We start from the raw sequence: 20,083 nt of genomic DNA on the forward strand, positions 1-20,083 counted from the left end.
GGCAGGACCTCACACTTGTAAGTCGTTGAAAAATTCAGTGGCATCAGCTTGAACCATTTGGTAATCGAATCCTAAATCTAGTTTTTCCTGGTTGACCACGACGACCTGGGCGCCGTCACTACGATAATCTAGCAACCCAGCAAATGGGTAAACTCGCATGGAGGTCCCCACAATCACGACCAGGTCGGCTTGACCCATGGCGGCCACGGCCCGTTGAACGTTCAGTGTGTTCAACCCTTCGTCGTAGAGCACCACGTCTGGCCGGAGCCAGCCGCCATCGTCCGTATGATACGGCGATTTCAGGTAATCCTGCCAATCGACCGTGGCACCACAGACCTGGCAGTAGACCTTGTACAGGTTACCGTGAAACTCAACCAGGTGCTTCGTTTTTGCTACATTGTACAAGTTATCAATATTTTGCGTAATCACGGTGGCCCGGTCTTGCTGGGTCAATGCCGCTTGCTTCTGGTGAATGACGTTGGGTTTGGCATCTGGATAGTACAGGTTTTGCTTCACATAGTCGTAAAAAACTTGTGGTTCCTGGACTAAACAGGTGTGACTCAAATAATACTCGGCGTTACGGTGTCCGGTGTACAAGCCATTTTTCGACCGATAATCCGGGATACCAGACGGCGTCGACACGCCCGCACCCGTTAAGAATACGATGTGCTTAGCGTCATCAAAGGTTGCTTGTAAGCGCGCTTCCATCCCCATCATCCTTTCTTAAAAAGCCCTAACGTAAAATATAAGGCATCTTCAATTCCTTGAAAAGTTCTTCAACCGTCATGCTGTAAATCTTCGTGAAGTACTCCGGTGTATCGTTCTTTGGCGCTGGTGCGGGCAGAACGAACGCATTTTGATTATCTGCGCGGTTAAACCCGACGTACCCCCGCCGTTGGGTCGTCTTCTCGTGCATATCAGAATGATATAATTCAAAGATTTGCTTTACGGTCAAGCTAAGTTGCCGTTTGGATAGAACACTCGTCAGCGTCGTAAACTCCGTGTTGTGCAGCGCTGGTAAATGCCAGGCCTCTAATTGTTCATCAAAGGCCTTGAATAACTTGACCACGTTCCGACGTAACGTAAATGGCGAATCGATTGGCTTGGCGGTAATAATGGCGTACAGCTTTTGCGCTGCCTCAAAACTGATTGGGTAGTCCCGCTTGAACTGAGCCATCAACTGGTCGTCATCCGTGCCGAAGAAGACCAAGGCGTCCAACAACGTCAAAGTCCGCAACGTCATTTCGTCATCCACTGGTGTTGGTTCCGGCTTGATTGTGGCCGTGACCCCGTTTAAGTATAAGTCCTTGATATGATCATCGATCAAGTGATGCTTCTTTTGTTCACTGACCACCACAATGTGACTGACAATATCGTAGAGCTCAGTCCCCATGATCATCAGTTGCTCATCCAACTGGTCTTGACCGGTCGTCAATGAGAAGAAGACCTGAGGGAAGCCAGATAAGATCATCAAAAGATGCAGTAGTTCGTGGGAAGCCGTGTAGTTTGGTGCCGTCAGGTCAGCCACCTGAATGGCAATGTCCTTGCCCATTTGCATCTGTTGGGCTTGGTCGTGTCGGACGAAACCGGCTTGCAGTTCACCAATAAATTGGACTTCAACCTTCCCAGGGTAAAGGGCATTTACCTGGTCCAATAAGCCTTGAACTTCATCGTTCAGTTGAATATCTTGTGCTTTCATGCGTTTCAATCCACCTATTTCTTTAAATTTGCTTGACGAACAGCCGCCAATGCTGCTTGGGCTTGAGCCGTCGTCGGTTGTTTAATCGCTTGTAATTGTGCCACGACTGCTGGCAATTCAGCTGGTGTGGCCCCGACGGACAAGGCCAATGACTTTCGTTGTAAGGCCATATGCCCCCGTTGAATGCCATCGGTCACGAGTGCCCGTAAGGCGGCCACATTTTGGGCCAGTCCAACCGCCGCCGTCACCCCCATCAACTGCCGCGCACTCGTCAAGTGCGCGACCTGCTGGTTGATGGCCACGAGGGGAAATACCTTAGTAGCGCCCCCAACAAATCCCAACGCCAGTGGCACCGTTAGTTCGCCGTGAAGCTCACCAGCCGTGAGCCACCAACGACTGAGTCCGCGGTACTGACCCGAACGGCTGGCATAGGCGTGAACGCCGCTTTCGACGGCCCGCCAGTCATTACCCATTGCTAAGACGACCGCATCAATACCGTTCATAATCCCTTTGTTATGGGTTACTGCCCGGTACGGATCAACTTGCGCGTACTCACTGGCTGCCACTAATCGTTGCGCAACTGTGGCACCGGACATGGTTTTCGTTCGCAGTTGATCAACGGGAACCACACAGGAGGCAGTCGCCAAACTGTGCGTGGCGTAATTACTTAGAATGCTCATTAAAATGTCTACGTCACAGTGTGCCTTAATATCCGCCGCAACGGCCTCAGTCAGCGTGTTGACCAAGTTAGCCCCCATGGCTTCACCGACGTCAATGAACAGGTCTAACGAGACCCAATCTGGTGCCAGGCAACGAACCCGAATCGAGCGCGCCCCTCCACCATGCGTTAGTAACGATGGGTGAGCCGCGTCAGCCACCTTTAAGAGGCGAGATGACTCGTGCGTCAACCACGCTGCCAGCTTTTCCTGATCAGCCACGTGACTGAAGACAATCTGTCCCATCAATTCACGTTGGCTGACCTGCGTCGTGATGCCAACATCACTGGTCAGTAACCGACCACCGTTGCTTGCTGCAGCAATCACGGAAGGTTCCTCAGTCACCATTGGCACGGCAATCGTTTGCCCATCGACACGCAGATTAACTGCGACGCCTTCCGGCAAACCATAGGTTGTCAGGTAGTTCTCAATGAGATTCTCATCGGTTGCTTGCCGGTGAGCGGCTAACGTGCCTAACTGAGCCACCGTTAAGTGACTCTGCGCAGCCAGCTGATCTCGCCGAGCCCCATAAGGTAACTTGTAGAATGGACGATTGCCCATCGCAAACACCTCCTAGTGTTGACTCACGTACTCAGAAATGATCCCTTCTCGTACGCCACTTTCTGAGAAAATGACCCGGTCAGAATCCAACATCTGTAGTAACGTAACCAGTGGTAGCATCCCGCCAACAATAATGTCGGCCCGTTCTGCTTCCAAACCGGAAATCCGTTTCCGTTCTATCAACGGCACACGGAGTAACCGTTCAAACGTCTGCATCACTTGTCCCGTCGTCAGTCGGTACCCGTGGATGTTTTCCACGTGTAGAATCTTTTGTTGCTGACGATTCATGCGGGCCAGCGTTCGGTTAGCGCCACCCAACAAGACGAGTGGTAATTGCTTGGCGTCGTTTAGCCACCAAATATCCCGGAGGCGTTCCCGCAAAAAGACCTGTGCTGAAAAAAGATCGACGGCCGTTACCAAGTCATCCAGGTGGAACTGTTCTGACAAGTTGACCGCACCGAACGGCACACTGATCAGACTGGCGTCCTTGCCATCTCGCACGTGGACCAGTTCACAACTGGCCCCACCCGTGTCGAGCAACAAGCAATCCTTGACCTTTAGCCGATTTACGGCACCTAGATAATCATAGTAGGCTTCCTGGTCACCAGACAGGACTTCAATCTGAATCCCAGTAGCGGCAGCGACCCGGGTCAAAAATTCATCCCGGTTGCGAGCCTGCCGAACCGCCGCCGTCGCGATTCCCCGGACAATCAGGTTGGGGAGGTGTTCATAATAGGGCCTGAAGGATTTCAAGGCTGCAACGGTCCGATCCATCGCCTTTGGCTGCAGGATTTTCTCGGGACCCATGCCCTCGGACAGACGACTGTCGACCTTTACCCGATTGACTTCACGGTAAGAACCGTCATCATGTAGTTCGTTAACGGCCATGCGGACCGAATTAGAGCCTAAATCAACAATGGCTAGGTTTTGCATTGTTCATCCCCCGTTTCGCTTTAGCCGAAGTAATCGATACCAATGGCGTGACGGACTTCGTGAAGCGTTTGGGCAGCCACTTGGTTGGCCTTTTCGCTCCCCTGCTTGAGGATATCGTAAACGGCACCCTCATCAGCAGCGAAGGCTTCACGACGTTCACGGATTGGTTGTAACTTCGCCTGTAAAACGTCGTTTAAGTACCGCTTAATCTTAACATCGCCGAGACCACCGTGCTGGTATTGTGCTTTCAATTCTTCAACGTGTTCCTGGTCGTCTGCGAAAATATCCAGGTAAGTGAAGACCGTGTTGCCTTCCACGTGACCAGGATCTTCAATGTGAATGTGTTCAGGATCAGTGTACATGGACATGATCTTCTTTTGAATCTCGTCGGCACTATCGCCCAGGTAAATGGCATTATCGAGGGACTTGCTCATCTTAGCGTTCCCATCGAGTCCAGGAATCCGGCCTTGGCCCTTTGGTGGGAAGTAGCCTTCGGGTTCCACCAGAATTTCTTGCTGATAGATACTGTTAAAGCTCCGCACAATTTCACGGGTCTGTTCCAGCATTGGCTCTTGGTCTTCACCTACGGGGACCGTGTCGGCCTTAAATGCGGTGATATCGGCAGCTTGGCTAACTGGGTAGATAAAGAAGCCTGCTGGGACACTTTCACCAAATGCTTTTTGTTTGATTTCGGACTTAACCGTTGGGTTCCGGTTTAAGCGGGAAACGGAAACGAGGTTTAAATAAGCCATCGTTAATTCATTTAGGGCCGGAATTTGTGACTGCACCAGAATCGTGGACTTAGCGGGATCGATACCCACGGCTAAGTAATCCAAGGCCACTTGTAAGAGGCTGTGCCGAATCTTTTCGGGATCACGGGCGTTGTCGGTCAGGGCCTGCATATCAGCAATCATGATGTAGGTTTCATAATCACCAGTGTTTTGTAATGCGACCCGGTTCTTAAGTGACCCAACGTAATGGCCGATGTGTAATTTACCAGTTGGTCGGTCCCCAGTTAAAATAACGTGTTTCTTGCTCATAAATGTTCATCCTTTCTGAAAAAGCGCCCTACTGACTAATGCCAATAGGACGCTCATGCGCGGTACCACCTAATTTGTGGCCAATTTGACCACCACTTTTGTCGTTAACGGGACACCGCGATAATTTAATTATCGGTTTTAATAACACGTAACTTGAGTCCATTTCAACCATAAAATCGTTTCAGCAAGGCCGATTTCTCTCTAGTATTGGTCTACTACTCTCAAGTAACTATCCCTATATTTTAGTGGTTTTGGCGCAGAATGTAAACTGTCAGGAACTTGCAAAATTTCCGTCCCACCCAGCATCGTCTGAAAACGGCCACGTCTTTCTTTAATCATCGCCTATCTGGCGGTCGAGGTCAATCAAATTCGGTGGTACAGGCCCAACTATCGTTTCACTGATTAATTCACCGAACTTAACGACTAATTAGCTGGCGAGTGATTGAAAGGAATACCTATTTATAGAAACAATCTACTCGACATACCGCCAAATCAACTTATTTTCCACCGTGGGAGCCTTTGCCTGGTCAGGTTGAAACCGTCAGCAGTGGCTATTCACAATAAGTTGGCCCAAAGCGGTGTGTTTGATTGACACAGCCCCGAATAATGACTAAACTTGTTAGGCAATTTAGCCTATCCAAAGGAGGCGGTCATTTTGACCACCAGCGAACAAACACAGGAACAACAGCGTGTTGACCACGTGGCCCAGCAAATCGGTAACCGCATTGATAAGACGACGGCGGATTACAATGCCGCCCATCAAGAACTGCGGAACGTGCTGAAGAACTACAGTGAAAACACCTCGGTCAACTGGTTTGAAGTCGATGACCGAATCGAAACCAGTGCCGAGCTACAACAGCAACGGGCGTTGGTCTCCCGGCTAACTGAAAACCAGAACATTATTCAAGATCAACTCGATACCTTTAAGGAGCTCCAAAAGTCCCCGTACTTTGGGCGCATTGATATTCAGGACCCAGAAGAAAAGGCGCCTGAATCCCTCTACATCGGCACCGCCTCTTTCGTGGACGATGACCAAAACTTTTTGGTCTACGATTGGCGCGCCCCCATCTCTAGTATCTATTACAACGGAGTATTGGGAAAAGTCGCCTACAGTACGCCCGCTGGCGACCAGCAGACGGAGCTCCTGAAGAAGCGCCAATTTCTGATTCAAAACGGTAAAATTGAAAGTATGTTTGATACCAACGAAACTGTTGGTGACGAGATGTTGCAGCACGTACTAGGTGAACAAAACGACGCCACTATGCAAAACATCGTGGCCACCATTCAACGAGAGCAAAACGACATTATCCGAGATACCCGCAGCGACCTGCTGGTGGTTCAAGGGGTCGCGGGATCTGGCAAAACGTCCGCCATTTTACAGCGAATCGCCTTCTTGCTTTACCACAGTCGCCGGGACTTAGAGGCTGATCAAATCGTCCTCTTCTCCCCCAATCGCTTATTCAGTCACTACATCAGTGACGTCTTACCTAGCCTGGGTGAACGGAATATGCGTCAAGTCACACTGGCTGAATTTTTAACACAACGGTTCCAGGGACTTAACGTACAAACTCAGTTTGAACGCTACGAAGCTGACCAACAACAGCCCGTAAACCTTCCGCTACGGAACTTTCGGGAGAGTGCCGATATGATGACAGCCGTCAAAAACTACTGTTACCAGGTCACTCCCGCCGAGCTAAAATTCACCGATATTCGTTTCAAGAGTCGAATCTTCTTCGACCGCGAGGAAATTCGGGAGATTTACGCACAATTCCCAGACGCTACGGCGCCGGCCGACCGACTACTTCGTACTAAAAATGCGTTGGAGAAACGCCTCAAGCACCGAATTGCCGAAGAGGCTAAGGAGGACTGGGTCCGCGATGAGATCGACCAACTGAGCGACGAAGATTATCACAACCTCTTGGGCGAAAAACACCTGGGTAAGTTTGAACAGCTCGACGATGAAATTGACTTTATTGCCCGCCAGATTGTTCGGAAACGTTTACGACCAGTCGACGACGCGATTTACAACGGCTATTTCCTAGACACTTACAGTCAGTACACGGCTTTTCTCGAGCAGTGTCCGCTACCAAAGAGCGTTGCACCAGCTGACTGGCAACAAGTCATCGCCACTTACCAACACGATATTGAGTTCCACAAGTTGGCGCTGACGGATGCCGCCCCACTCCTTTACCTGCGGGACATTCTTGCAGGTGGTGGTGCCAATCACCGCATGCAGCACCTCTTTGTGGATGAGATGCAGGACTATTCAATGGCCCAATTGATTTATCTACAACACGCCTTTCCACGGGCTAAGCTCACCCTCCTAGGTGACAGTGAACAAGCCCTCTTCAAGGCCGTTGAAGCCCCCGAAGAAATTCTAAAGAAACTGGATAGCGCCCTAAACGTCAAGCGGTCCCGCTTGATTACGCTGCGCCGGTCCTACCGTTCCACGCTACCCATCACGACCTTCGCCAAGGCCCTCTTGCCTGACGGTGATAAGATTGAAGCCTTCAACCGTCCGGGTGATTTGCCGAAAGTTGTGCTGCGTTACGATGACGCCGCAGCGTTCAAAGCGCTAGCCCATGAACTCAAATTAGAGTTGGCCACCAGCGGCACCGTAGCAATCTTGACCAAGAGTACCGCTGAGGCCAAGTACGTTTACCAAGAACTTCACCGAGACTTTGACCTGACCCGCCTAACGGATACCGACCGTTCACTACCCAAGGGGGTAGTCGTTCTGCCAATTTATCTGGCCAAGGGATTGGAATTCGACAGTGTCATTGCTTACAACGTCTCTGCGGAAAATTATCCGAATGACCAATTGACTGGGACCCTTTACACCATTGCCTCGCGTGCCATGCATCACCTGACTCTCCTGTGCATTGGTCCCGCTTCCCCACTGATTGCTTCTGGCAACATTCCACAGGCGGACCTGCAAATCGAACATGAATTACAAAACTAACGCGATACTTTCACGGGGTAGTTACGTGAAACACCGCCGGTCAATTCAAAGCGGATCGTAGCGTTGGCTACGGTCCGTTTTTTGTCTCCACAACCATCTTCCGTTACCTCAACGAAACCGCTATACTAAAAGTTAAGGGGATGACGTTATTATGCATTTATCTAAGGGACAACAGCTATCGGAAGCCTTCATCGGTTGTATCGTCTTGGGCTTCCCACTATTCTTAATTATTGATGGCAGTCTTGAATTTGCTGCGGGCAACTTGAACCACCCTGACACGTTCATCCTGTTAGGATTATTACTCCTAAGCCTCGTTGGTCTGGTAGGTACCATTGTCTTTGGCTGGCGTTGGTACTATTACCGGTGGCAAAATTTGCCAACAAGCTCAAAAATACTCACCGGCCTGTACATTCTGGCCCTATTGATTGGTACGATTACGTGGGTTGTCCTCAATCAGAACTTGCCACTTAAGTAAAGATGATAGCGGCAACCTGATTAACTCAAATAGAGAGTGGGACCAAAGGCGGTTAGTCAATGAGCATTAACGTCGATAGACGAATAATCACGGTCTTGGATTGTTTGTCTATCGGGGTTAAGCGGAGTTGACTGCCTGTTGTCGCACGTTTCGACCATATACGTTCAAACACAAAAAGGGTTTGAGACTTTTATCCCAAACCCTTTATGTGTCCTATTATTTCACGCTTAGGCGTTCACGGGACTCTTCATCGTCTTAAACTTTGCCTGACGATCGTAAGTCTGGTACCCCTTGTAAAAGTGCACATGTTTTTTGGTAACCTTAACCTTATAAGTCAAGCGTTGGCCGTCGAACTGAACCTGAGACCCCTTGGGCGAATACTGAATACCAGATAACCGGTAAACGTGCTTGCCTAAGGACTGGTACTTTAACTTTTTCAAGCCATAACCGGGTAACCGATAGAAGCGGTGGCTAGCAGCATCCTGTTCAAAAACATTCCCCGTGCTTTTGAACTTGGCGTACGTAATGTAGGCCTTATTGCCATCCTTGCCGTTGTAATACCAAGTGTGGCGTAGAACCTTGGGTGTCCCGGCGTGCCAGGTTGCGGCGTCTGCTGATGAAACATCAACCATCGCCAACCCCATAGTGGCAACGGCCAAGCCAATCAAAAAGACTGATTTATGCATCATGATGGTTCCTCCCCTAAATTGTCTGAGTCATTGTGCTTTCTTGAGGGTACACGTTACGGCCAGGAAATACAAGCACAGATTGGGCCAACACTCTGATTGTCTTTGCTCTAAATACTTGGCGGTCATATCTCAATCATACCTCTTACTAATAAATCCCCCTACCAATCAACGGCAGGGGGATTTCAAACGCGGTCCTCATCCTACTTAAAGTTAAGAATGGCACTCTTTACAAGCCATGCCCTGTGACCAGCTCGGTCCTTTACCTGAAAGTAAGTGGCCGCTTTTCCATTGATCTTAACCTTTTCTTGCTTAACCAATTGCCACTTCTTCTTACTGTGTTTTGGCGTGTGCCCCTTAGTCTTTTGCAGGTGAGCATCCTTGAACCACACCTTATTGCCCTTCAATTGGTACTTATAGGTCGTACGCATCTTCTTAGTCGACACGATTTTGACCACTTTCTTCTTCCCTGGTTTATGGGTCCCACTAGTCGAGTTCGTTGGTTTACTTGGCTGGACGACCTGACCATTAGAGGTCACATTGTTTGGTGGGTTGGTCACACCCGTTTGATTGGCACTGCTATCGTTTTGGTGATTATCATTCGTCACGTTACCCGCGCCACCATTTCCAGAATTGCCCGTGTTGTTTCCAGGTACGACTGGTTTCTGAGCTGCCGGATACGGGGTGTTTTTACCATCCGTGGAGACCAGGAGTTTAGCCCGCAACTGTTCCTGCTGAGCTGGACTGAATTCTAAGCATTCCGTGATGTAGGCTTCCATCGAACCGTAATTTTGCAGAACTTCCTTGTAGTATTCCATCAGCCAGGCCCGTTCAACTTTCTTGCCAACCTGGTTTGATTGCATGTAATCGGCAATGATTGTGTTACGGCTAACACCCATGATGGAAAGCAACAGGACGGTCGCAATCCCCGTGCGGTCTTTACCAGACGTACAGTGATAGAGTGTGGCCTGCGGGTTCGCCAAGACCATGTTCAAGAATTTATGGTAGCCGACAACGGCCGGGTGACCAAACGCTAATCGTTGATTGTAAAATTCACCATCACTACCTGAATCTGTGTAGGCGTGCGGCCCGAGCACTGAAATATTCGTGTTCTTGGCCCCAGGTAAGGCTTTGTCTGGCTTCCCCTTCACTTGACCAGGCGTCCGTAAATCAATAACAGAAGTAATTTTAAAATCTGTCGTTAATTTTTGAATATCTTCCGTGGTCAGTCCAACGAGTTGATCCGAACGCAACAAGCTGTGAGAGCGAACCTGCCATTTGCCATCTGCCGTTGTATACCCACCTAAGTCTCGGGTATTCACCGTCCCTGCTAAAGGAACTAGCGTCTTATGAATATCGCCGTAATCGGCTGGGGGCGTTGTCGGTTTAACTGGCGCCGTTGAAGCTGTTTGGTTGACCGCTGGTGTGGTCGTTGCGGCTAACGCACTAGGCGCCCCAATTCCCATAAGTGACAGAACCACCGAAGCGAGACTCAAAGATTTAACGATAGCTGAACGTTGCATGTAATCCTCCTGATTGGACCGTTTTATTTTGTTTTTGATAACAGATATAAGAATATCAATCCAATGTAGATTGTTCGTAAAGGTAATGTACAGACTAGGTAAAGGTGGGTTGAGATTCAGTCTTTCGTACGGATAGGTTAAAAGAGTGAACATCCATGTCGTCACGGGGATTCATCGATTATCAAGCAACTAAATAAAGCCTTATTTCTGAGAGTTTCTCCCAAAAATAAGACCATCTGTTTAACAAATTCAATTCATAATTATCAATATCTTCGTTTACTAGTGCAGCCGTTAGTAGCCAATTAAGCCGGTTCTTCCGTGACGGCCTTAGACTTAGGCATCCGCTTCAGAGTCTGTTTCAATAATAATGGGGCCACGATAGTTGCCAAAATAATTACCAGAATCATTGCTGAGTAGTCACTCTCACTCATCAACCCGGCTTGGTGGCCAATCTGAGCAGTGATCAAGCCCATTTCGCCACGAGCAATCATCCCCGTGCCAATCACAGCGCTACTCGTTCCGTCAAACCCGCTGAGACGTGCGCCCAAACCGCAGCCTAACAGTTTGGCCAGGCAAGCTAATACCGTCAAAATTACGATGATTCCCAAATTATGTAGGAAGTGGTCAAAGGTCATGTTCAGCCCCACACTCACGAAGAACACCGGAATAAAGATGGCGTTGCCTAGTGGTTCAACGTGATCTGCCAAAACAGCTCGGTAAGGTGTGTGTGCGACGGCAATGCCGGCAAAGAAGGCGCCAATAGCTCCGCTCAAGCCCACAATGTCCGCGAGCCAGGCCATCGCCATACAGATGACCATCGACATGATGGTCACACTAGAAGCCATGACTAACCGTTCGCTCAGGTGCATTAGGTACGGCGCAATCCACTTGACCAATACGTAGGTCCCCCCGAAGAAGGCTACCTGTTCAACCAGAACCAAGGCTAACGCCGGTTGACTCCCCGCCGTCTGAATTCCCTGGCTAGCCAATAGACTGATCATCAGAGACAGTAACACGACCCCAATAATATCATCCGCTACGGCCGCTCCCAGAATAGTTGCGCCTTCACGCGTAGACAGGGCGTGGTACTCCTTAAGCACGGCCACCGAGATAGAAACGGACGTGGCTGAGAAAATGACACCGATAAACAGTGATTCCAGTACCGTAAATCCCCACCACCAGGAAGCTAACCCCATTAAAACGATCGGGAAAATTACCCCAGAGGTTGCCACAACGATGGCCGGGCGCAGATATTTCATCAGTAACTGCAGATTACTCTCCAGCCCCCCGAGAAACATCAAAATAACCACACCGATGTCAGCAAACAAGCTGACCAAATTATTTAATTGGACCCAGTTTAAAACTGCTGGGCCGATTAAAATACCGACCAGCAACTCACCGATTACAGCTGGAACACCCAGCCGGTTCGACAAGTTACCCGCTAACGTCGTCAATACCAGGATCAAACACAAAGTTCCTAGAAATGCCACGCGGACCCCTCCTTTAATAATTTTATAATAAAACTATCATACGCCAAAACGCCGCCACACAAAACCCGTCAGCCGGAATTTTCTAACACGACCGACTAAAGGTTCCTAGTGACGACGCTTAATCTAAGCAGATTTAAGTCAAATGGAGTAATAGTGAATATTTAAAGAACTGACCCGATGACTGCGACAGAAGGAAACTAAAACGCGCCTCCTGTAGCCGTGCCCGATAGCTTTCATCAGGTACTGTAAACGCCAGAAAGCCGGACTTTAGCCCTGGACTATGGAGCTCCTGATCAGTAAACAACTGGCCTGAAGGATGCGTTAGCCCTCGCGATTGATTGCTGATTGCATACGGAATATTTAACCACATATTCTCTGCCAGGTTAGCATTCCCTGACTTAAGCCCATAGCGATACGCGCCCAGTTGTTGAATCTGCAGGTGAACCTTGACCCGCTTCTCGGTAGTTGCCGACTGATGTTCAACTTGCGTGACCTTGAATCGGACATTTTGATCTGTCACCCACTCACCCTGATGGAAAATCTTTTCGACCACCAGCGGTTGCTTCACTTTTTGATTGACACGCTGATACTGCCAAGCACTGCCAATACTCAAAAATAATAGCGCGAGGATAATCAGCAACGTTTTAAACTTCATAAGCTGTCCCCGCCTCCACTAAGATTCGTTTATCCGAGATGGCAGACACAAACTCGTGGTCGTGAGAAGCCACCACCAATGTGCTACCAGCCGCCTTCAAAGATTGCAGATAGGTAATCAGTGCTGCAATACTTTCAGTATCAAGTGCGTTAGTCGGTTCATCCAACACAATCAACTCGCTCTGACCTAAAGTCGCCTGGGCAATCCCCAATTTCTGCTTCATCCCTAGTGAAAAGTGCTTAACCTTCGCGCCATTCTCCCGAGGTAACTGAAACTGATGGAGCAACTGCACAATGTCCTGGTTGGTGACCCCTGGCATCAGATTTGCGAGCAATTTCAGGTTTTTATATGCTGAGAACTCCTCAATGAGGCCCGGCATTTCAATCAAAATTCCTGCTTGAACCGGATATCGCCGGCCAGTCTGAAGGGGGATATCATTGACGGTCACACGCCCCCGGGTCTTGATCAACCCCAACATGGCCTTCAAAATTAACGTTTTCCCCGAACCATTAATCCCTTCCAAAGTGGTAATCGTTTGCTGCTCCACGGTAAAGGAAACATCCCGTAACACGGGTTGTCGCCGAATTGTTTTAGAAATCGTACTCAACTGAATCAACGTCATTGCCATATTCCCCTATCTCATCACAAGTCTCGACGATTGATGATCATCACCATTAGTCCCCACAGTAACCCCATCCCACCAATCAGCAAGCCTGTTGCGACCCAGGTCATCTCCGGGGTCGACGGTGACTGAAAGCGTAAGAATGGCGACTGTGGCCTAGCCAATAGGTCTGCAAGCAGCATCTCACCAAGCCAGGTACCCATAACAGCAATCAGTTTCTGCTGGGTTGCGATGTAGACCGCCAGTGCCACACTGACAAAAAAGACTTGATTGATACCAACTTGTACACAGCCCCATACCACAATCCAGCTAGCCGGCCACCCTACCAGTTCAGAGAATCGGGCAGCCATAATTCCAGTCCATACTAGCCATAACGTTCCTTGCAGTAAAAAACTTTGTACGCCTAGCTGACATATCCAAATCGACCGAGACCCAGTCGCGCCATAGTCATTTAATCGGGGCGAAATCACACTCAGTCCAACAATTAAACCGATCGGCAAGTAACCCCAACTAAATCCGCCAATCTCAAATAGGGTTTTATAGAGCACTAAGGGTGATAAATTAGGGGATTGGGACCAGGACCGTAATCCAGAAATAACCGTAGCGAAGAGACCTATAAGCAAAAGCCATCGATAACGGGTCAATTGGCTACACTGTTGCCGCCAGAGCCTACGCGTGAACAAGTCGCTGCCACCCCCTAATTGCCAAGTACAAGGTGACCCCACTAAACACGGCCGTTACTCCCAATGCTGCCGGCCAGCTGACGTTGGCATTGGCCGTTTCACGGAGAAAGTCCGCCGGCGCGAAACTATGAGACGTTACCCCCAACGGTTGCACTAAAATTAGCCCAAGTTGTGTCAGGACAACCAGTCCGATACCCATGAAACGCTGACGAGTGTACAGCCCCACCCCCGTCACAAACAAAGAAAGGAGCCCACCCCAAACAAATGTCCGACCAATAGCCAAAGCAGCGTGTAGGAGGGGGTGAGCGTAGTACATACCCACGCTCAGGGTATTAAAACTGATTACCAATATGTTGCTATGTAAGAGATTGTCCGGTCGATAGCTGGGAAGCACCAATAAATGGCCCCATAGGTTGACCAGTAATGGTAATGCCGTGACCAGGCCGCCCAGTAAGAACGACCACCCAAAATAGCCTCGGAACAAAACCTTTGTCGGAACTTTCATCCGCAACTGCGTTAAAAAGCCGGTCACGTGATCCTGGTTTAACACGCTGCCCACGGGCAACGCCGCCAGCAATGGTAGGACTAAGTAATAAACCTGGCTAATTGATTGAAAGGTATCCACACCCAACCACTTGGTATACGCTGAGTCAAAATAGTCAGACTGGTCGCCAATGAGTCGCAACGTTGGATAAAACTGAATCATTGCTAACATCAAAGACACACTGAAGGCCAAAATTAACGTTCGTTTGTTAAGCCGCTGCCAAACTACCCCCATCGTTTTCTCCCCTTCGCTCCCGTTTTCGTCACTATACAGGAGTAGGGGCGGGATGCCAATAGCCCGTCACAACCGGTTGCCGGTCGATATTAAACTACTAATTTCCCCAGTCACTTCTACCTGCAATTTGAGGCCCACTCCCAAGGGAAACTGCCCTAAAATAGCGTTTGAATTTCAAAATTCACCGCCACTCAATATTTATTTAATCATACCCAGTGAAACCGATTCCACCGTCAAAAAGGAGCCACGGCTACTGCCTTGGCTCCTTTATCTCGATTTTTTAATTTTCAAACAGATTAGTCACTAGTTAAAGTACGTCAGGTCTGATGCCAAGGTCGGGTAGGCCATAATCGTTTGACTGATATCCGCCGGTCCCATATGATTCTGAATCACAAAGTCCAAGTAATTGATTACCTGCTCCGCCTCGCTACTCAGCACAGCCGCCCCCACAATGTGGGCAGTCGATTTATCAATCACAACCTTGATCCGCGCCTGAGGGTCCTGAATTCGTTGGTAACTGTACCAATGCGTCAAATCCAGGTCACTGACCCGATACTTTTCTGGCTCAGCCAGCGCCTGCGCTGTAGTGACACCCAATTGCGCCAACTGTGTCTTGCCATACACGACCGACGGAATGACCGGATATTTGATGGCTGGCGCGTCGCAAGTCGTTAACGTCTCCGTCAAATAACGTCCTTCGAAACCCGCAACCGGGGTTAATTTAGGCTGCGGCCGATCAACAACATCCCCTAATGCGAAGATGTGGGGATTGGTGGTCCGCAGTGTACCGTCAACTTTAATGCCATGAGCCGTCGTAGCAACGTCCACCCGGTCTAACTGGAGACCAGCAGTCACTGGCATCCGACCTGCCGTGGCAAAGACCATTCCGGTCGTCCAACTCTGACCATTGGCCGTGGTCACACGATACTGATCATCGGCCGGTGCTACTTGGGTGATTTCCGTGTTGAGCTGCACATCAATGCCGTTGGCCTTCAAACGGTCCAGGAGGTCACTGACCAGGTCGCCATCAAAGGCACGTAACGGACGGTCACTGTGATGGATCAAGTGAACCTGAGACCCCGCAGCGTTAGCAATGGCGGCCAATTCAACGCCCACGTACCCGGCGCCCATCAACGTAATATCTTCGGGTAAGTTGTCTAAGTCTAGGAACTCGTTACTGGTTCGCAGCCATTCCTGCCCGTCGATCTGTGGCAGACGGGGTTCCTGCCCAGTCGCAATAATCCAATTGGCTGCGTTCAACTGATTATCACCAACGGTCAAAGTGCCATCAGCGTTAAAGCTGGCTTCTCCATGAAAGGTCGTTATACCAGCCGCTTGCAACCCGCTGTGCGTACCATCCGGAATTTTCTCCGTATATGCCCGCTTAGCTGCCATCAGAGCCGGCCAATCCAGCTGTGGAACACCGCTTAGGCCGTGTCCCCGCAAGGCCTCACTGCGGCCCTGTGTCTCCACAGCGGCCATCAGGATTTTTTTTGGATCACACCCGCGATTGGGACAAGTACCGCCCCACAGGTCCTTTTCCACAACCGCCACGTTCATCCCCCGGGCATGTAAGCCATAGGCTGCCGCTAAACCACCAGGGCCGCCACCAATCACAACGATATCAAATTCTTGCATCTGCTTGAACCTTCCCTTCTTGAACCCTTAACTCTGATTCTAGCACGCTACCCCCTATTCACCAGTATTTTGGCCTAGTCGTAAAACTAAGGTTCCCCATTCGCCCCTTCTAAAAATTATCGTGATAAACTATATAGTAGAAATTATTTTAGGGGGAACATGATGACATTTTATACTTATGGCTATCTAACAACCCATCATAATACTTGGCAATATGCCCGCATCGCCTTATTGATTGCGCTACTCGCCATCTTCATTGGCTTGTTCATTCACTACCTCCGTAACCGATGGAACGTAAAATATAAAGACCTGACCATCATCACGGGGACGCTGCTTCTACTCGTGCTGGGATTTCAGGTCAATAGTCTGGTTTCTTTACAGTCTGCCACCAAACAAACGGGCGAAATTACCGCTACGGTGCAACAAGTTGCTAAACAGCTCAAAGTTCGGCCAACTCAGCTGAGCATCAACACGACCTCTACGGGGAACGACCTTTTGGTCAAGGCACCTCAAGGCTATTACCGGCTCGACTACAATTCAGACGGGTCCGCCTTCGTCTTAGAAAAAATTACGCTAGAAAATCCGAAAATCACACTGGTAAAGGAGTAGCCCATGTTCGTTTATTCAGACGTTTTTATCAAATTAGTCGTCGGTTTTATTTTTATGACGTTGCTCATTAATTTTTCCGGTAAGGGAAACCTAGCACCAACGTCCGCCATTGACCAAGTTCAGAACTACGTCTTGGGGGGAATCGTCGGTGGCGTTATTTATAATTCCGCAGTCACCTTATTACAATTTATCATTGTTCTATTGATCTGGTCCCTCTTGATTCTAGTGACCCGCTACCTGAAGATTCACGTCCGCACTATTGGCAAATTCATCGATGGTGGCCCCATCACTGTCATTCGAAATGGCCAGTTGCTCGTCCACAACTGTCTAAAGGCCAACCTTTCTGCCAAAGAAATCGACTTCAAACTCCGCACGGCTGGTGTTTACCAAATTAACGAGGTAAAACGGGCCATCGTTGAGCAAAATGGAAGCTTAACTGTGCTACGCCAGGGCGACGGTTCCATTCGCTATCCAATTATTGTGGACGGACAAATTGATCAAGACGTGCTTGAGCTCATGAATCACGACGAGACTTGGTTACTCGCACAGTTGAAAGAACTCGGCGTGACCAACGTCCGGGACGTCTACATGGCTAAATATGAAAATCACCAATTTGAAATTACCCGTTATGATGAAGCTTAAATTAGGAGGTAACCACATGGCCGCAGACCGTTTGAATGAGTACTGGGATATCTACAACCGCGACTTACAAATCACCGGTCGCCGTCAACGGCGCGAAGCCCTCCAACCTGGGGAATATCACCTAGTGGTCGACGCGTTCATTTTCAATGCACACGGACAGGTGTTACTCCAGCAACGTGCGCCCGATAAGATTCACTTTCCCAGTTACTGGGATTGTTCCGTGGGCGGCTCAGCCGTGGCCGGTGAAAGCATCGAAGCGGCCATGCACCGTGAAATGGCTGAGGAACTAGGACTGATTATCCCGGTCACAGCGGCTGACAACTTCCTGATTGCCCCCCACACCCGCTGGATCGAAGCGTGGTTCGCGTTTCAAACGACTGAACCCGCCGCCCACCTGGACATCCAACACGAAGAACTTCAGCGGGTCGCCTTCTTTGACCAAGCCACGGCGCAACGGCACCTTCATCAAGTCGGCTTCAACCCGTACACCATGGAGATGCAGCGGGCTTGGGCCCATATTTTAGAGCATGCTCAGTAATATCGCCAATTTATGAGTTTTAGTAACACAACATTATTGATAAAGGACCTTCCAGTCAGTGGAAGGTCCTTTGTTTGAGACCTATTTTTTCTTTCGCCCTAACAACCAACTCAAAAGAATCGCTCCTACCAACGTTACGCTTAGCCAAACAACCGCATGCGTTTTTTTCTGCTTGGGCTGGGATGTTACCACGTGGTCTGCGGCGGCTGCATTGACCGTTCGGGTCGGGGTACGTAATATTTTGACCGGCTGGGGACCTTCTCCACCTGCATACCCAGTGAATTTATCCTGGATCACCGGGGATGACGCTGCGTCAGGTTTTTGTACGACCACCTCACGTTGCTGAGCTTTACGCGCTGGTGAAGCTGCCGGAGAATAGCGATAAGTCACGGTCTGTTGGTTCACTTGAAACTTTCCCCGCTGATTTTTGGGGACCTTGGTAATCACATAGCCGGCCATTTTAACTGGTGCCGTCACATAGTCGCGGCCCCATTTTCCCGTTACCAGCTGATCTGCCGTGACCCGATTCCCCCGTTGGTCTAAATGTCGGACCTTCACCTGAGCAGTTGTTTCTAGTCGATAAGCGTACGTAATTTCTTGCGGAAAAGTCGTGAACTCCCCAGTGGCAGGGCCAGTCACCCGCTCAAGCCGGTACCCCGTAATGGTGACCGGCTGTGCCTTGTAGTGTGTTCCTACCTTCCCTAGCAGCACCTCATCGGCCGCTAGAGAAGCACCAGCCACATCCTGATAGTGAACGGTCACCTCCGCTGCACAGTCTGAATTATCCACAACCGGCAATTGTGGCGAAGCATTAGCGGCTTCGGTCGGAACTACTGCCGTTGTTGGAGCTGCCGTTGCTGCCCCGATACTGGTTTCGGCCGCATTCACAACGACCCTTCCACCAGATGTGCCTAACAGAATCAGCAATGTTGTCAGCCAGACCCACTTCTTTAAATGCAATGACATGTCTCTCTCCCCCGCGGATTGTGCCTTTTTGAACAGATAAGATATGCCATATCATAGCAGGTTCGGCATCCGAATAAAATTGAATGACGCCTGCACAATCAAAAAAGGAATCATAGTTATCTAACTATGATTCCCCTTTCATAATTGACTTAATCATCGCATCAAACCTTGGCAAAAAACTATGTTCGTGATTGGAGTTGAGTTGTTTGCTCCGCTAAGCGTGCCTTCTGTTGCCGCCGCTCTCGACTGATCTGCCACCCACTGACCGTGAAGAGGGCCAAGAGCACACCAAACCAGCTGAGCTTTAATAATGGCTGTATCCCATTTTTTCTTGGCCGACGGCTTTCAACGTCGGTGTGGTGAAGTTCTCGTGGTTGCTCAAACTCCTCGTCAATCGGTGTCGTCCGAACGGATGCCGAGCCCTTCTGGACCACAAAATCGACTGATTCTTGTTCTGGTTGGCTTACCGCTGCATCCGCAGTCACCGTTCCACCCAACAAAATCATCCCCACAATCGCTGTTATCATCATTGACCCGACCACAGTGAACCGGTACTGTTTTCCTCGCATACTAACTATCGCTCCCCGTTGATTTTCCCGCTTATAGCAGGTTTCCCTCGTCTATTCATTAATAATTGCATATCTTGATATCTCAAAAAACATCTACTCCACCGATTGAGACCTACTAATCTCTTAAATCCAATCATTAATTTCTTTAGCACCGTAACCTTAATTAATGGCTATTGGCCCCGTTGGCTGGGCCTAAATTTTCTAAATAATTGCCTATAAAGTTTACGACTGTGAAATTCCCCTTTCCGCTTACCCCTTGATGTCATGCCGATAATCACATGCTAACAGTTGCCCAACC

At 49.4% G+C, this 20,083-nt stretch carries 20 protein-coding genes; 5 read left to right on the forward strand and 15 right to left on the reverse strand.

What is annotated here, in order from left to right:
• Positions 1-9: 9 nt before the first annotated feature.
• The 5 genes from EKM87_RS09620 to trpS are packed head-to-tail and all read right to left on the reverse strand — an operon-like array spanning position 10 to position 4,949.
• Positions 10-708: an NAD-dependent protein deacylase gene (locus EKM87_RS09620; RefSeq protein WP_125684202.1), complete on the reverse strand. Its 699-nt coding sequence runs from the start codon at positions 706-708 to the stop codon at positions 10-12.
• 25 nt (positions 709-733) lie between these two features.
• Entirely contained in the window at positions 734-1,699 is a 966-nt protein-coding gene (locus EKM87_RS09625; RefSeq protein ID WP_125684203.1) for an IpaB/EvcA family protein, read from the reverse strand.
• Positions 1,700-1,713: 14 nt separating this feature from the next.
• On the reverse strand, positions 1,714-2,976 hold the full coding sequence (locus tag EKM87_RS09630; RefSeq protein WP_125684205.1) for a hydroxymethylglutaryl-CoA reductase, degradative: 1,263 nt from the start codon (positions 2,974-2,976) through the stop codon (positions 1,714-1,716).
• A 12-nt stretch (positions 2,977-2,988) separates the two neighbouring features.
• Positions 2,989-3,909: a Ppx/GppA family phosphatase gene (locus EKM87_RS09635; protein ID WP_125684207.1), complete on the reverse strand. Its 921-nt coding sequence runs from the start codon at positions 3,907-3,909 to the stop codon at positions 2,989-2,991.
• Between the two features lie 20 nt (positions 3,910-3,929).
• Positions 3,930-4,949: a tryptophan--tRNA ligase gene (gene trpS / locus EKM87_RS09640; protein WP_125684209.1), complete on the reverse strand. Its 1,020-nt coding sequence runs from the start codon at positions 4,947-4,949 to the stop codon at positions 3,930-3,932.
• A 655-nt stretch (positions 4,950-5,604) separates the two neighbouring features.
• Here trpS and helD point away from each other — a divergent pair.
• Positions 5,605-7,911, forward strand: a complete 2,307-nt coding sequence (gene helD / locus EKM87_RS09645) for an RNA polymerase recycling motor HelD (protein WP_125684211.1) — start codon at positions 5,605-5,607, stop codon at positions 7,909-7,911.
• A gap of 151 nt (positions 7,912-8,062) precedes the next feature.
• Complete coding sequence (locus tag EKM87_RS09650; protein WP_125684213.1) at positions 8,063-8,386, forward strand: hypothetical protein; 324 nt, start codon at positions 8,063-8,065, stop codon at positions 8,384-8,386.
• Between the two features lie 227 nt (positions 8,387-8,613).
• On the opposite strand, the gene EKM87_RS09655 is transcribed toward EKM87_RS09650, so the two are convergent.
• From EKM87_RS09655 to EKM87_RS09690, 8 genes are all read right to left on the reverse strand, one after another.
• A complete protein-coding gene (locus EKM87_RS09655) occupies positions 8,614-9,075 on the reverse strand; it encodes a hypothetical protein (protein ID WP_225428430.1) in 462 nt (153 codons plus the stop codon).
• A 200-nt stretch (positions 9,076-9,275) separates the two neighbouring features.
• Positions 9,276-10,595: a tyrosine-protein phosphatase gene (locus tag EKM87_RS09660; RefSeq protein WP_164506475.1), complete on the reverse strand. Its 1,320-nt coding sequence runs from the start codon at positions 10,593-10,595 to the stop codon at positions 9,276-9,278.
• 302 nt (positions 10,596-10,897) lie between these two features.
• Complete coding sequence (locus EKM87_RS09665) at positions 10,898-12,085, reverse strand: cation:proton antiporter (protein WP_125684217.1); 1,188 nt, start codon at positions 12,083-12,085, stop codon at positions 10,898-10,900.
• 133 nt (positions 12,086-12,218) lie between these two features.
• Positions 12,219-12,740, reverse strand: coding sequence for a hypothetical protein (locus EKM87_RS09670; RefSeq protein ID WP_125684219.1), 522 nt, complete (start codon positions 12,738-12,740; stop codon positions 12,219-12,221).
• The gene (locus EKM87_RS09675; RefSeq protein WP_125684221.1) at positions 12,730-13,362 is read right to left on the reverse strand and encodes an ATP-binding cassette domain-containing protein; all 633 of its coding nucleotides are present in this window, start codon (positions 13,360-13,362) and stop codon (positions 12,730-12,732) included. The genes EKM87_RS09670 and EKM87_RS09675 overlap by 11 nt, the downstream gene beginning before the upstream one ends.
• 20 nt (positions 13,363-13,382) lie before the next feature.
• A complete protein-coding gene (locus EKM87_RS09680) occupies positions 13,383-13,712 on the reverse strand; it encodes a hypothetical protein (RefSeq protein ID WP_125684223.1) in 330 nt (109 codons plus the stop codon).
• A 319-nt stretch (positions 13,713-14,031) separates the two neighbouring features.
• Complete coding sequence (locus EKM87_RS09685) at positions 14,032-14,823, reverse strand: hypothetical protein (protein WP_125684225.1); 792 nt, start codon at positions 14,821-14,823, stop codon at positions 14,032-14,034.
• 303 nt (positions 14,824-15,126) lie between these two features.
• Positions 15,127-16,461, reverse strand: a complete 1,335-nt coding sequence (locus EKM87_RS09690; RefSeq protein WP_125684227.1) for a dihydrolipoyl dehydrogenase family protein — start codon at positions 16,459-16,461, stop codon at positions 15,127-15,129.
• A 162-nt stretch (positions 16,462-16,623) separates the two neighbouring features.
• On the opposite strand from EKM87_RS09690, the gene EKM87_RS09695 reads away from it, so the two are divergent.
• Genes EKM87_RS09695 through EKM87_RS09705 form a run of 3 tightly spaced genes read left to right on the forward strand, consistent with a single transcriptional unit; the run spans position 16,624 to position 18,250 of the window.
• Positions 16,624-17,070, forward strand: a complete 447-nt coding sequence (locus EKM87_RS09695) for a DUF3290 domain-containing protein (RefSeq protein ID WP_125684229.1) — start codon at positions 16,624-16,626, stop codon at positions 17,068-17,070.
• Positions 17,071-17,073: 3 nt separating this feature from the next.
• Positions 17,074-17,712, forward strand: a complete 639-nt coding sequence (locus EKM87_RS09700) for a DUF421 domain-containing protein (protein WP_125684230.1) — start codon at positions 17,074-17,076, stop codon at positions 17,710-17,712.
• 16 nt (positions 17,713-17,728) lie between these two features.
• Positions 17,729-18,250: an NUDIX hydrolase gene (locus tag EKM87_RS09705; RefSeq protein WP_125684232.1), complete on the forward strand. Its 522-nt coding sequence runs from the start codon at positions 17,729-17,731 to the stop codon at positions 18,248-18,250.
• Positions 18,251-18,331: 81 nt separating this feature from the next.
• On the opposite strand, the gene EKM87_RS09710 is transcribed toward EKM87_RS09705, so the two are convergent.
• Entirely contained in the window at positions 18,332-19,216 is an 885-nt protein-coding gene (locus EKM87_RS09710) for a MucBP domain-containing protein (RefSeq protein WP_125684234.1), read from the reverse strand.
• Between the two features lie 179 nt (positions 19,217-19,395).
• Positions 19,396-19,785, reverse strand: a complete 390-nt coding sequence (locus tag EKM87_RS09715) for a hypothetical protein (RefSeq protein ID WP_125684237.1) — start codon at positions 19,783-19,785, stop codon at positions 19,396-19,398.
• Positions 19,786-20,083 lie beyond the last annotated feature (298 nt).

It is taken from the genome of Levilactobacillus yonginensis, assembly GCF_003946265.1.
Classification (GTDB): Bacteria; Bacillota; Bacilli; order Lactobacillales; family Lactobacillaceae; genus Levilactobacillus; species Levilactobacillus yonginensis.

Coding starts and splice junctions, on each gene's coding strand:
- EKM87_RS09660 (WP_164506475.1), bottom strand. CDS start 10,595: ATGCAACGTTCAGCTATCGTTAAATCTTTGAGTCTCGCTTCGGTGGTT.
- EKM87_RS09650 (WP_125684213.1), top strand. CDS start 8,063: ATGCATTTATCTAAGGGACAACAGCTATCGGAAGCCTTCATCGGTTGT.
- EKM87_RS09700 (WP_125684230.1), top strand. CDS start 17,074: ATGTTCGTTTATTCAGACGTTTTTATCAAATTAGTCGTCGGTTTTATT.
- EKM87_RS09670 (WP_125684219.1), bottom strand. CDS start 12,740: ATGAAGTTTAAAACGTTGCTGATTATCCTCGCGCTATTATTTTTGAGT.
- EKM87_RS09630 (WP_125684205.1), bottom strand. CDS start 2,976: ATGGGCAATCGTCCATTCTACAAGTTACCTTATGGGGCTCGGCGAGAT.
- EKM87_RS09680 (WP_125684223.1), bottom strand. CDS start 13,712: ATGGCTGCCCGATTCTCTGAACTGGTAGGGTGGCCGGCTAGCTGGATT.
- EKM87_RS09625 (WP_125684203.1), bottom strand. CDS start 1,699: ATGAAAGCACAAGATATTCAACTGAACGATGAAGTTCAAGGCTTATTG.
- EKM87_RS09710 (WP_125684234.1), bottom strand. CDS start 19,216: ATGTCATTGCATTTAAAGAAGTGGGTCTGGCTGACAACATTGCTGATT.
- EKM87_RS09705 (WP_125684232.1), top strand. CDS start 17,729: ATGGCCGCAGACCGTTTGAATGAGTACTGGGATATCTACAACCGCGAC.
- EKM87_RS09690 (WP_125684227.1), bottom strand. CDS start 16,461: ATGCAAGAATTTGATATCGTTGTGATTGGTGGCGGCCCTGGTGGTTTA.
- EKM87_RS09715 (WP_125684237.1), bottom strand. CDS start 19,785: ATGCGAGGAAAACAGTACCGGTTCACTGTGGTCGGGTCAATGATGATA.
- EKM87_RS09675 (WP_125684221.1), bottom strand. CDS start 13,362: ATGACGTTGATTCAGTTGAGTACGATTTCTAAAACAATTCGGCGACAA.
- EKM87_RS09655 (WP_225428430.1), bottom strand. CDS start 9,075: ATGATGCATAAATCAGTCTTTTTGATTGGCTTGGCCGTTGCCACTATG.
- EKM87_RS09685 (WP_125684225.1), bottom strand. CDS start 14,823: ATGGGGGTAGTTTGGCAGCGGCTTAACAAACGAACGTTAATTTTGGCC.
- trpS (WP_125684209.1), bottom strand. CDS start 4,949: ATGAGCAAGAAACACGTTATTTTAACTGGGGACCGACCAACTGGTAAA.
- EKM87_RS09635 (WP_125684207.1), bottom strand. CDS start 3,909: ATGCAAAACCTAGCCATTGTTGATTTAGGCTCTAATTCGGTCCGCATG.
- EKM87_RS09695 (WP_125684229.1), top strand. CDS start 16,624: ATGACATTTTATACTTATGGCTATCTAACAACCCATCATAATACTTGG.
- EKM87_RS09620 (WP_125684202.1), bottom strand. CDS start 708: ATGGAAGCGCGCTTACAAGCAACCTTTGATGACGCTAAGCACATCGTA.